Below are 12,138 nucleotides of genomic sequence, written 5' to 3'. Positions count from 1 at the left end.
AGTTGAGGTAGAGCTGAGTTAGAGGAGGTAAATTTTTTATGAACGAAATTTTATCATTACACGAAGTTACTTACACATATACACCTGAAGAACCAGAGACGCGTAATGCAGTAGATAGTATCTCTTTTTCTGTTAACGATGGCGAGTGGATTGCAATCGTTGGTCATAATGGTTCTGGTAAATCCACAATAGCGAAACTCATGAATGGTCTTTTATTTCCTCAAAATGGGGAAGTACGAGTTCTTGGTGAAACGCTTAATGAAGAAAATTTATGGGACATTCGTTCACAGATGGGCATGGTGTTTCAAAATCCAGACAATCAATTTGTCGGGGCAACCGTCCAGGATGATGTCGCTTTTGCTTTGGAAAATAACGGGATTCCGTTTGAAGATATGGTAGTACGAGTCCATGAGTCGCTTTCTCAAGTGAAAATGGAGAAGTTTTTAAATAGTGAACCACACCATTTATCAGGTGGTCAAAAGCAACGTGTTGCTATTGCGGGTGCGCTTGCATTAAAGCCGAGAATTCTCATATTAGACGAGGCGACTTCGATGCTTGATCCGCAGGGAAGAGAAGAAGTATTATCGACTATCCATCATTTAAGAGAAGAAACGCATTTAACTGTATTGTCAATTACACATGATTTAGAAGAGGCGCTGCTCGCTGATCGAATTATTGTAATGAATGATGGACGTAAATACGCAGAAGGCACACCAGCCGAAATTTTTTCACGTGGTGAAGAGTTAGTTGCACTTGGTTTAGATCTACCGTTTGCTTTAAAGATGAGCAAACTCTTGATAAATAATGGAGTCATTTTACAAGATACACATATGTCAGAACAAGAGTTGGTGAAGGATATATGGATATCAAACTTCAACAAGTAGGCTATGCCTATGCGAAAGATTCTCCTTTTGAAAAGCGTGCACTACTAGACGTGAATTTACATATTCCATCAGGCTCATTCCACGCAATTATTGGTCATACTGGATCGGGTAAGTCTACTTTACTTCAACACTTAAATGCGTTGTTAAAGCCATCTGAAGGTACTGTTGTCCTTGGTGATTTAACGATAGAAGCTGGAAAGAAAGTTAAAAACTTAAAGCCGGTACGTCAACAAATCGGGATTGTGTTTCAATTTCCTGAACACCAATTATTTGATGAGACTGTGTTAAAAGATATCATGTTTGGTCCTTTAAACTTTGGCGTTCCTAAAGATGAGGCTGAGCGACGTGCACGCCTCTTAGTTGAACAATTAGGTTTACCTGAAGACGTGCTCCATAAATCACCTTTTGATTTGTCAGGTGGTCAAATGCGCAGAGTGGCCATTGCTGGCGTCTTAGCAATGGAACCAAGCGTATTAGTGTTAGACGAACCTACAGCCGGATTAGACCCCCGTGGACGTCTAGAAATCATGGATTTATTTCAACAGTTGCATGTGGATAAGGGGTTGACTACTATATTGGTCACCCATTCCATGGAAGATGCAGCGCGCTACGCAGACCGAGTCGCTATTATGCATGAAGGTCAATGTGTGCTAAGTGGCGATCCAATCGATATTTTTGGCAATGAAGAGCGACTTGCTGAATACCGATTAGCTGCACCCCGTGTTGTGCGATTCCAGCGCGAATTTGAAGCATTGCTCGGTTATCCACTACCAAAACTATGCTTAACAGAGGAACAGTTGGCTATAGAAATAGCTCGCGTTGCCAAAGAGGAGCGTGAGTCCATATGATGGAGAAAATGATTTTTGGCCGTTATATTCCAGGAGATTCATTCATTCATAAATTAGATCCGCGTTCAAAACTAGCATTTGTGTTTTTATTTATTGCAGTTGTCTTTTTAGCCAATAATGCGGTGACTTATGCGTTGATACTGGCATTCACTTTAGTTACGGTGTTATTTTCACGAATTCGTTTATATTTCTTAATTAATGGATTAAAGCCCATCATATTTTTGCTGGTGTTTACTTTCTTGTTACACATTTTCTTTACTAAAGAAGGAGATTTATTGTTTAAATGGCAATTTATCGAAGTGTACGAGGAAGGATTGAAGCAAGGTATATTCATTTCTGTACGTTTTTTAGTATTGGTCTTTATGACGTCTATATTAACGTTAACAACTTCTCCTATATCGATAACAGATGGTTTGGAGATATTATTGAATCCGTTTAAACGTTTTAAATTACCTGTGCATGAACTCGCTTTAATGATGTCGATATCATTACGCTTTATTCCGACGTTAATGGATGAAACAGATAAAATCATGAAAGCTCAAATGGCACGTGGATCTGATATTAGTACGGGATCAATAAAAGAACGAGTTAAAGCCGTCGTTCCCTTGTTAATCCCTTTGTTTGTCAGTGCCTTCAAACGGGCTGAAGATTTAGCAGTGGCGATGGAAGTACGTGGCTATCGCGGTGGAGAAGGTCGAACTCGTTACCGTCAATTGAAATGGGATTGGCGAGATACGACCATCCTCGTATTGTTAGGGGGACTCACAGTGGTTCTTTGGTTGTTGCGATCGTAAAACTGGAGGGAACGGTAGTGAAACGTTTAAAAGTAACGATTATGTACGATGGATTTGGTTTTGCAGGGTATCAAGTACAACCAAATGAACGTACGATTCAACTGGAGTTAGAAAAAGTACTAGCTAAAATGCATAAAGGAACAAAAGTGAAAGTCGTTGCGAGCGGTCGAACGGATGCAGGTGTTCATGCAACTGGACAAGTTATTCATTTTGACACTGACCTTCAATTTCCGCTGAATCGTTGGCAACGAGCACTTAATGTACAGCTACCTGGAGATATTCGTGTGGTCTCTGTTGAAGAAGTTTCGAGTGATTTTCACGCGAGATACGGTACTACGGGTAAAGTATATCGCTACAAGTGGGGATTAGGCGACGTTGAGAGCCCTTTTAAGCGTCATTACGTTGTATATATGCCAGGAGTTAAGCCAAACGTTCAACTCATGAGAGAAGCAGCCCAGGCGTTTATAGGCGTGCATGATTTCACGAGTTTTTGTTCAGCGCGTACAGAAGTAGTTGATCGAGTTCGACATATCAAACGTCTGGAATTGCTTGAAAATGATCAAGGAGAACTTCATATGGTCATTGAAGGGGACGGTTTTTTGTACAATATGGTTAGAATTATTGCGGGAAATTTGTGGGAAGTAGGGATTGGGAAGCGTGAACCTTCAGAGATGGCAGACATCATCTCAGCGATGGACCGGAAAAGAGCCGGAAAAACCGCTCCAGCACAAGGTTTATACTTAGAATCTGTGTATTATGCTGAATGAAGCAACACTTCCTGGTGTTTTGAAATAAATTCTTGACTTTTTCTCCGTGGCGTTATATGATGACACATGGTATTTCATTAACCCCACAATAAGCCCCGAAACTTGTTGTTGATGATGATATAGAAAATTTTAAAACATATTTGATCGAATTAGGAGGACAAAATACATGCGTACAACATTCATGGCTAAGGGTCACGAAGTAGAGCGTAAATGGTTAGTAGTAGACGCAGAAGGCCAAACTCTTGGTCGTTTAGCATCTGAAGTAGCTGCAATCTTACGTGGTAAAAACAAACCAACATTCACACCACACGTTGACACAGGTGATCACGTGATCATCATCAATGCTGAGAAAATTCATTTGACTGGTAAAAAATTAACAGACAAAATTTACTACCGTCATACACAATTCTCTGGTGGTTTGAAAAAACGTACAGCATTAGAAATGCGTACAAACTATCCTACAAAAATGCTTGAATTAGCAATTAAAGGGATGCTTCCTAAAAACTCTTTAGGTCGTCAAACATTTACAAAACTTCACGTATACGCTGGAGCAGAACATCCACATGCAGCACAACTACCAGAAGCTTATGAGCTTCGCGGATAATAAAAGTTAAAGAGGAGGATACACCCTTGGCACAAGTTCAATATATCGGCACAGGTCGTCGTAAAAGTTCAACTGCACGCGTACGTTTAGTACCGGGCGAAGGTAACATCATTATCAACAAACGTGACGTAGAAAACTACGTACCATTTGAAACTTTACGTGCAATCATCAAACAACCATTAGTAGCAACTGAAACTCTTGGTAGCTATGATATCCATGTAAACGTAAATGGTGGTGGATACACAGGTCAAGCAGGCGCAATCCGTCATGGTATTGCTCGTGCATTACTTCATGTAGATCCTGATTTCCGTCCAGCATTGAAATCTGCAGGATTGTTAACTCGTGATTCACGCATGAAAGAACGTAAAAAACCAGGTCTTAAAGGTGCTCGTCGTGCACCTCAGTTCTCAAAACGTTAATCTTCGGATTTACAAAGGCCCTCAACCTATTTGGTTGGGGGTCTTTTTTGTGTATTTTATCCGAATGATAGTTGATTATTCTCAACTTATTACTCCTCTTAACTAAAGATTTGTGAATATGTAAGACGAAACGACTCCCTGGGAAAAACAGTAGCCTCTTTTGCTTTTAGAAAGAGGCTTTTTGTAAGCTGATTTTGAATAGGCAGTGTTGAATGTTAAGTGTGGCATGGACATAAGATATATATTAAGAAAAAATGATTCAGGAGGAAGTTTAATCGGCTATTACATAAACGTTGAACAAGATGTGCAAATTTTTGTTGAAGACGCTGATCCAGGAAACGGGAAACCTGTTTTGTTTTTGCATGGTTGGCCAGCCAATCATAAGATGTTTGAATATCAATTCAATCAGCTTCCGAAAATGGGTTTTCGTTGTATTGGAGTCGATTTTCGAGGTTTTGGTGAATCGGATCGTCCGTGGACGGGATATAACTATGATCGGATGGCAGACGATATCCGTGCAGTAATAGATGCACTCAATTTGGATGATGTGATACTTGCTGGCCATTCTATGGGAGGAGCCATTGCCATCAGATACATGGCACGGCATGCGGGGCATAAGATTTCCAAACTTGCTCTCTTTGGTGCCGCGGCACCAGTCTTTACACAACGACCAGATTATCCGTACGGAAAAACGAAAGAAGAAGTAGATAAATTAATTCATGACACTTACACCAATCGACCACAGATGCTTGCTGATTTTGGGGATATCTTTTTTGCGCGATATCTAACGGAGAGTTTTATAGATTGGTTTCAAAGTTTAGGTTTAGAGGCTTCAGGTCATTCCACCGCAATGTGTCTTGTTTCCCTTCGTGATGAAGATTTGCGTGAAGATTTAACTGAGATTAATGTGCCGACAGCCATTTTTCATGGGAAGCACGATAAAGTTTGTCCATATGTATTTGGTGAATTAATGCATGCCGAGATTAAAGGATCGGAACTGATACCTTTTAATTATAGTGGCCATGGTTTGTTTTACTGTGAGATGAAAAAATTTAATAGGGAATTAATTCGCTTCATGTCTTAAATATTACTGCGATTATCTAAAGGTTGTACTCGATAAGTGGAAAAGGTGTTGATACGGAAGAGGCAGGTAGGTTATTTAAATATTCTTGAATAACTAGCATATACATTTAGTACTGTGATTATAAAGAGGTGGAATTCGATTGCCATTTATACATAAATCAATCGCGATTATTGTGGGAAGTCTTTTAATGGCAATGGGTGTAAATGTTTTTTTAATTAATCATGAATTGTTAGACGGTGGAACTTTTGGGATGGGATTAATCCTACATTATTTAACAGGAATGCAAGTCGGTTTAATGGTCATCATGTTGAGTATTCCAGTATTAATTCTTTCTTGGTTTTACAATCGATCTTTCTTGTACAATAGTATCCACGGCATGCTCTTTTCTTCATTTATCGTCGATTTGACGTATCATCCAATGCGAGTGCTCGGATTTATTTTGGATCAAAACCCAATGGCCAGTGCAATATTGGGCGGGTTATTCGTAGGGGCGGGAATTGGACTCATGCTTCGCTTTGAAATCAGCATTGGCGGGACCGATTTGCTTGGCCAAATTATCGCCAACTATGCCAGAATAAATCCAGGGATGGTTATTTTTTTAATTGATTTGCTTATCGTATTCTCAGGTACCTTTATCATTACCGATAGTTCGTTCTTCTTATCTGTCATTACAGTAATTTGTGTTGGGACAATGACCAGTTTATTAACGATAAAAAGTAATAAAGCTCACTCACCGATTATTACGTTTGGAATTTTATTTTAATTGTAAAATAGCCCCTTTCCTCTCAGTGAGGTAGGGGCTATTTTTGTTATTCATTAAATGGTGGTACTAATTATGGGTTGGTCAGGGAGTTTAGTGGAGCCAAAGAGAAGAAGGGAGATGAAAATAATGAGTAAGAGACCATTAACAAAACCCACACCGTCAAACTTGAATTTCTTTTGAGTATAACTATTACTCAAGAAGTTCACTTCCTTTTTTTATTCATTCGTTTACTTAGAGCTTCAAACACCTCATCAAGTGTCATATCCCCATTTTCATCTAAAAAATTAGCCATATTCTCCGATTTGTCGTCTTTTACACTTTGATACTGTCCGATTAAGGTAACGCTAATTGTGGGGGAATCACGATATAACTGAACGGATTCCACTTTCAACTTTCCTAAAAGTAGAAGGGAGGCAGCAATGATGTCAAGATCCTTACCTTTCAATAAGTCGTGTAGGGTATATTTTGAATTCTGTTGCTTGTGAAAAGGATAATCGCTCAAGTTAAATGCCCCCCTACCACTATGGTATGTAAGTTCAGCGGAAGTGTTTGGATTTCATTAAATGGAACCCCCTTTTACAAGTAGAGCAAACCTATGTAATTGAATAAGTGATTATGATTTAGGAAATAATGAAGTCCTATGAAGCCGAAAAGAAGGGACTACCAAATATGAACTTAGAAGATTATAGTTTCTGGGAAATGATCGTAAGAACGACTGTTACTTTTTCTGTGTTACTTTTGTTAGCCCGAATACTAGGGAAAGAGCAATTAAGTCAGCTTACATTCTTTAATTACATCACTGGCATTTCGATTGGTTCAATAGCTGGAGAAATTGCTGCACATGACGATACACATTACTTAAATGCCATTACTTCGTTAATTTGGTGGTCAATTCTTACGATTCTCGTTAGTTACATATCACTAAAATCAAGTAGAGCAAAAGCATTGCTTGATGATAAACCAATAATCATCATTAAGAATGGCAAGATCTTAGAGGGAAATCTCAAGAAAAGTCGTCTTCCTCTTGGAGATTTAAATATGTTATTAAGAATGCAGGGGATTTTCTCAGTTAAAGATGTTCACTTTGCGGTGTTAGAAACAAACGGAGAACTCAGTGTCTTTAAAAAAGTAGCTCAACAATCAGCAACAAAACAAGATGTGAAAGCACAAATCGTTGTGCCAAAATATATGCCCACCACAATAATTGCAGATGGTAAAATCATTGAAAAGAATTTGCCTGATCAAGGCTTAACAGAAGAATGGGTAATCAAGCAATTGAAAAAGCATGGCGTGAATTCAGTACAACAAGTGTTTTATGCGGAAATCGAGTCGGACGGTACGATCTACATGGATTTGAGAGAAGACAACTCGTAATACTTTAGACACTTCATAAATTTAAATTGCATCATTATTTTTCCTCATAGTTCGTAGCGGACATACGTATAGTGAGTGTAAAAGGTGGTGTCGTACGAGTTGAAACGCTGGATAGCAATTGGACTTTTATTGTTAGTCTCTGTAACAGTTGTGGTTTATGAAACGCAAGCGTCTGACCGCGCATTCTTTTTACCTGCGCCTCTGGGTGGAATGAAAATCGTGGTAGACCCGGGTCATGGTGGAATGGATGGTGGGGCTTCTATTGGCGAAACCGTTGAAAAAGATATTACACTTGCACTTGGAAAAGAACTCGAGAAGGAATTAAAACGACTGGGTGCTGTAGTCGTGATGACTAGGTCGCAGGAAGAGGATGCAGTAGCGGAACATAATCCGAAAGCTACGTTCCCGACCATTCGTGCAAGAAAACGTGCAGATTTACAATTGCGTGAAGAAATGATTGCCAACACGGATGCGGATTTATTTATCAGTGTTCATGTAAACTCTATACCTGATTCAAGATGGCGTGGGGCCCAAGTGTTTTACCATAAGGACGGTCATGCAGGAGGAGCGGCTGTTGCGAAAGCGATTCAAGGCGCCATCCGAGAGCAAATTGGAAATACCGAACGTGAAGCCTTAGCAATTAAGCAAGTATATTTATTGAAAAAAGCGACTGTCCCAGCAGTGTTAGTGGAAACCGGATTCTTAAGCAATCCAGAAGAATTAAAATTATTGACGTCTAAAGAGTATCAAAAGCAAATGGCTGAAGCGATTGCAGATGGGATAGAAAAGTACGTGGATAGTCAGATGCAATGAGCTATAAGCTAATTAATCAATAGAGCAGTTTGACGATTAATATTTTATCAATTCCTCCTACACCTAACGAGAATCCTATAAAACCACCTACCTATTTTCGATATGATATACTATAGGACGAAATGTACATTAAAGGAGTGTCTAATTTGATGAATGAACAACAGGTTCGCGAACTGCTCGGGCAATTACAGGACCCTTTTTTACATAAAACGTTACTTGAAACAAATGGCATAAAAGAAGTATCGATTAAAGAAGAGAAGAATCATGTTAGCGTAAAGCTTGCGATTGCTAAAATTAATACGGCTGAACAAATGCAATTGCAGATGAAGGTAGTAGATGCATTAAAAGGAGCGGGTGTTGGTACTGTCGGCATTCGCTTTGAAGAATTGCCTACAGAAGTGTTAGCGCAATTCCGTGGAACGGCGACTGCATCTGAAGCGCAAGATTTATTATCTCCATTAAACAAAGTAGAATTTATCTCTATTGCTTCTGGTAAGGGTGGCGTAGGGAAATCTACAGTCTCAGTAAACTTAGCAGTAGCATTAGCTCGTTTAGGTAAAAAAGTTGGATTAATCGATGCGGATATTTATGGCTTCAGCGTTCCCGATATGATGGGCATTCAACAAAGTCCAAAAATCGAAGGCACTCGCATTATTCCGGTTGAACGTTTTGGGGTAAAAGTCATTTCGATGGGCTTTTTCGTAGAAGACAATGCACCAGTCGTTTGGCGTGGACCAATGCTCGGTAAGGTCTTAGATCAATTCTTTAAAGATGTTGAGTGGGGCGAGTTAGATTATTTACTTCTTGATTTACCGCCAGGCACAGGTGACGTAGCACTTGATATTCACCAAATGATTCCGTCATCAAAAGAAATCGTTGTAACAACTCCACATCCAACTGCTGCTTTTGTTGCTGCGCGTGCAGGTGCGATGGCGCTTCAAACAGATCATGAAGTACTAGGTGTAATAGAAAATATGGCGTGGTTCCAATCGAAAACATCTAATGAAAAAGAGTATGTTTTTGGTAAGGGAGGCGGACCGAAGCTTGCAGATGAGCTTCGTACAGAACTTCTTGGACAAATCCCATTAGGTCAACCTGATTGGAATGAAGAAGATTTTGCACCTTCAGTTTATTCAGAGGTCCATCCAACGGGTAAAATATATGAAGAAATTGCTTCAAAAGTCATTAATAAACTAACGAAATAAGATGAACCCCCGCTTGCAATTGCAGGCGGGGGTTTTGTATTTTTAAGGTTTTTTCTCTTCTTCTTTTTTCTTACCACCAGCTTCACCGGATTTTCCTTCCTCTTCAGCGGCACCAGCAGCTTTTATTAATTCTTGCCACTTGGTTTTAAGAAGTGGGCTATCAACTGTTTCTTGAACAATTTCTTCGATTTCCTTACGCATAGTAGCTGATTGCAAAATGGTTTCTAATTGTTTTTGCATATCAGGTTGACCGAAGAATGTTTCTAACTCTTTTTGAAACGATGCATCTTTCATTAATTCAGTCATGATGTCTTGTTGTTGTTCTTTCATGCTTTTCGCAAAGGTTTCTGAGAAAGTTGGGTCTTTAAAGGTATCTTTCCAAAATTTCTCCGCATCCTTTGATAGTAAAGTGTTTTCAATTGAATTTTTTACATCTTCTTGCTCCAAGATTAACAGCTCTTTAAATTCAGGGTCTGAAAGCATTTGACGCATTACCTTTTTTCCTTCTTCAGTTTGCATGGTATCCGTAATCATTTTTTTCGTTTCTTCATAAGAAGGATTGCTACTTTGTTGTCCACCACAACCTGCTAATACGACGACTCCTATAAGAATTATCCATTTTCGCATACTTAACCTCTTTTCTTCCACTGACCTTTTCATTTATTGTTCACATATTTCTTGAGAATATGTAGATATCGAAAGGTAAATTAGATTTTTTACTTATTCGTTGATACAATTAAAAGAAGAACTTGAGAAAAACGGGGGATTTTTTGCTGTGACGATACGAAATTGGTTTATATTTTTCTTCAAGGCACTTGTAATAGGTGGTCTAGTCACCGGTGTACTTGGATTGATTATTCGATGGCAAGATGCATTTGCACCATATGTTGCAAGTGGAGAGTATGCAGAATTTGCCGCAAGTTTCTTGTGGTTTGTATTTCTTGGTATGACGATGAGTGTTTTAGCTCAGATGGGATTTTTTGCGTATTTAACAGTTCATCAATTTGGTGTTAATATTTTTAAAACCCTAACATTATGGAACTGGGTACAGTTGTTAATTATTGCATTAGTTATTTTTGATCTAATTAAATTCCGTTTTATGCCGCTCGCTAATTCGCAATCACAGCTATGGTTATATTTAGGCCTTCTGGCTATTCTAATAACAACTGGATTAGTTGTAGCTTATTTCAAAGCTAAATGGACGAAAAAACATGCATTCATATCCGCGTTATTTTTCATGATTGTTATCACAACTTTAGAATGGTTACCCGTGTTGATGGTGGATGAAAAAGACGTAGATCGTTACGTGACTTTATTATTGTTCCCATTATTAGCGGTAAATGCATACCAACTTTTAAAATTGCCAAAATACAATGCGAAATCGGATGTCGATCGATTAAAATTAGAAGAGCGTAGAAAAGCACGTGCTCTATCCACTAAAGATAAAGCATAAAAAAGCATCCAGTTGGATGCTTTTTTTATGGGAAAGTCTTCGTTTGTGTTTTGTAACCAAAAAGCGTTTCTTCTATAGAGACAAATGGATGAGCTTTTTGAAAAGCTTTTAGATCTTTAAGGGCGACGCGAGTTTTTTGGTGTAATGCAACGGATACGATATCTCCTTTTTGAATAGTAGGAGGATTACCAGTTGTCCAATTAACAGATGAGCTCACCATATTAATTTTGGAATCCCAAACTTGTTGCTTAAGTGGTTCTGGAAAAGTATGATCTTTTGTTCGATACCACAGTGGAACAACACCGAATTCTGACTGAAAAATTTCGATTTCCTTCTTTAGCAAATCAAGATTTTCTTTATAAATCTTACTTTCTTGGCCGAGCAAACCAACGGGAATGTTTTTTTCTTTAATTTTTTTAACGATTAACGGAGAACGTTCAATCCAATCTGCATCTAAAAAGAGAAGAGGATAAGGTTTTTCTAATTTCGTTATCCATTCATCTACGTCCTCACGGCCAAATGATAAATCAACTGTTAATGTCTCTCCGTGATTTCCTTTCATTAAGACGTCAGGTTGATCAGTGACACGAAATACGGATGTCCATTGTTCATTTTGTTGTATAAATAGCAAGAAAACGAACACAATGAATAAGGTGATTAATATACGTTTTTTCATTTAACTCACAACCCTTCCTCATCTAGTTTATTTTTGTTCTCTAAAATTTATGATTTTGTATTGACATTCATGTTTGAAGGGTGATAAGATACATAAGTCGCCAAAACAAGTGACAAACAAATATGAAAACTAAAACTTTTTGTTGACACAACAATGAGCTTTTGGTAAGATATAAGAGTTGCTGTTGAAACAGTGACACTAACACATGAACCTTGAAAACTGAACAGCAAAACGTCAACTAACACGCGGAACGCACTTCGGTGCCGGAAGCATAAACGTTTTCTTCCTCCGACACCTGTCGGTATCGAAAACAAACTTGAACTTAATTGTTCATTATAAACGTCAAATTTTTGACGCCAGCAACAAAGTCGAGCTAATCGACTCACCTATTATGGAGAGTTTGATCCTGGCTCAGGACGAACGCTGGCGGCGTGCCTAATACATGCAAGTCGAG

15 protein-coding genes and 1 rRNA gene are annotated in these 12,138 nt (G+C 38.7%); 13 read left to right on the top strand and 3 right to left on the bottom strand.

The window, feature by feature from the left end; genetic code table 11:
• The first annotated feature begins 38 nt into the window (after nt 1–38).
• From WBG45_RS10635 to WBG45_RS10600, 8 genes are all read left to right on the top strand, one after another.
• Entirely contained in the window at nt 39–884 is an 846-nt protein-coding gene (locus tag WBG45_RS10635) for an energy-coupling factor ABC transporter ATP-binding protein (RefSeq protein WP_424414381.1), read from the top strand.
• Nucleotides 860–1,732 (top strand): energy-coupling factor ABC transporter ATP-binding protein, encoded by an 873-nt coding sequence (locus WBG45_RS10630; protein WP_424414379.1) that lies wholly within the window; start codon nt 860–862, stop codon nt 1,730–1,732. Before WBG45_RS10635 ends, WBG45_RS10630 begins: the two co-directional genes overlap by 25 nt.
• Nucleotides 1,729–2,526, top strand: a complete 798-nt coding sequence (locus tag WBG45_RS10625; RefSeq protein ID WP_424414377.1) for an energy-coupling factor transporter transmembrane component T family protein — start codon at nt 1,729–1,731, stop codon at nt 2,524–2,526. The genes WBG45_RS10630 and WBG45_RS10625 overlap by 4 nt, the downstream gene beginning before the upstream one ends.
• A 17-nt stretch (nt 2,527–2,543) precedes the next feature.
• Nucleotides 2,544–3,293: a tRNA pseudouridine(38-40) synthase TruA gene (gene truA, locus WBG45_RS10620; protein WP_424414375.1), complete on the top strand. Its 750-nt coding sequence runs from the start codon at nt 2,544–2,546 to the stop codon at nt 3,291–3,293.
• 166 nt (nt 3,294–3,459) lie between these two features.
• A complete protein-coding gene (gene rplM / locus WBG45_RS10615) occupies nt 3,460–3,897 on the top strand; it encodes a 50S ribosomal protein L13 (RefSeq protein ID WP_024536528.1) in 438 nt (145 codons plus the stop codon).
• Between the two features lie 26 nt (nt 3,898–3,923).
• Nucleotides 3,924–4,316, top strand: a complete 393-nt coding sequence (gene rpsI, locus WBG45_RS10610; protein WP_024536529.1) for a 30S ribosomal protein S9 — start codon at nt 3,924–3,926, stop codon at nt 4,314–4,316.
• A 226-nt stretch (nt 4,317–4,542) separates the two neighbouring features.
• Nucleotides 4,543–5,400: an alpha/beta fold hydrolase gene (locus WBG45_RS10605; protein WP_424414373.1), complete on the top strand. Its 858-nt coding sequence runs from the start codon at nt 4,543–4,545 to the stop codon at nt 5,398–5,400.
• Between the two features lie 139 nt (nt 5,401–5,539).
• On the top strand, nt 5,540–6,163 hold the full coding sequence (locus WBG45_RS10600; protein ID WP_424414372.1) for a YitT family protein: 624 nt from the start codon (nt 5,540–5,542) through the stop codon (nt 6,161–6,163).
• A gap of 202 nt (nt 6,164–6,365) precedes the next feature.
• Here the strand turns inward: WBG45_RS10600 and WBG45_RS10595 are convergent, their stop codons facing one another.
• Nucleotides 6,366–6,665 (bottom strand): hypothetical protein, encoded by a 300-nt coding sequence (locus WBG45_RS10595; RefSeq protein ID WP_424414370.1) that lies wholly within the window; start codon nt 6,663–6,665, stop codon nt 6,366–6,368.
• Nucleotides 6,666–6,832: 167 nt separating this feature from the next.
• On the opposite strand from WBG45_RS10595, the gene WBG45_RS10590 reads away from it, so the two are divergent.
• The 3 genes from WBG45_RS10590 (at nt 6,833) to WBG45_RS10580 (ending at nt 9,555) form a co-directional block, all read left to right on the top strand.
• Nucleotides 6,833–7,537, top strand: a complete 705-nt coding sequence (locus WBG45_RS10590; protein WP_424414368.1) for a YetF domain-containing protein — start codon at nt 6,833–6,835, stop codon at nt 7,535–7,537.
• Nucleotides 7,538–7,636: 99 nt separating this feature from the next.
• On the top strand, nt 7,637–8,350 hold the full coding sequence (locus WBG45_RS10585; RefSeq protein WP_424414366.1) for an N-acetylmuramoyl-L-alanine amidase: 714 nt from the start codon (nt 7,637–7,639) through the stop codon (nt 8,348–8,350).
• Nucleotides 8,351–8,496: 146 nt separating this feature from the next.
• On the top strand, nt 8,497–9,555 hold the full coding sequence (locus WBG45_RS10580; RefSeq protein ID WP_424414364.1) for a P-loop NTPase: 1,059 nt from the start codon (nt 8,497–8,499) through the stop codon (nt 9,553–9,555).
• A 42-nt stretch (nt 9,556–9,597) separates the two neighbouring features.
• Here the strand turns inward: WBG45_RS10580 and gerD are convergent, their stop codons facing one another.
• A complete protein-coding gene (gene gerD / locus WBG45_RS10575) occupies nt 9,598–10,182 on the bottom strand; it encodes a spore germination lipoprotein GerD (RefSeq protein WP_424414363.1) in 585 nt (194 codons plus the stop codon).
• A gap of 148 nt (nt 10,183–10,330) precedes the next feature.
• On the opposite strand from gerD, the gene WBG45_RS10570 reads away from it, so the two are divergent.
• Nucleotides 10,331–11,008: a KinB-signaling pathway activation protein gene (locus WBG45_RS10570; protein ID WP_424414495.1), complete on the top strand. Its 678-nt coding sequence runs from the start codon at nt 10,331–10,333 to the stop codon at nt 11,006–11,008.
• A 25-nt stretch (nt 11,009–11,033) separates the two neighbouring features.
• On the opposite strand, the gene WBG45_RS10565 is transcribed toward WBG45_RS10570, so the two are convergent.
• The gene (locus WBG45_RS10565) at nt 11,034–11,684 is read right to left on the bottom strand and encodes a hypothetical protein (RefSeq protein ID WP_424414361.1); all 651 of its coding nucleotides are present in this window, start codon (nt 11,682–11,684) and stop codon (nt 11,034–11,036) included.
• 388 nt (nt 11,685–12,072) lie between these two features.
• On the opposite strand from WBG45_RS10565, the gene WBG45_RS10560 reads away from it, so the two are divergent.
• Nucleotides 12,073–12,138: ribosomal RNA gene (locus WBG45_RS10560) — 16S ribosomal RNA — on the top strand; the annotation flags it as partial.

It is taken from the genome of Paenisporosarcina sp., from assembly GCF_049671445.1.
Classification (GTDB): domain Bacteria; phylum Bacillota; class Bacilli; order Bacillales_A; family Planococcaceae; genus Paenisporosarcina.
The sequence above is the reverse complement of the archived record's forward strand: the minus strand, read 5'-3'. Positions and strand labels throughout refer to the sequence as shown.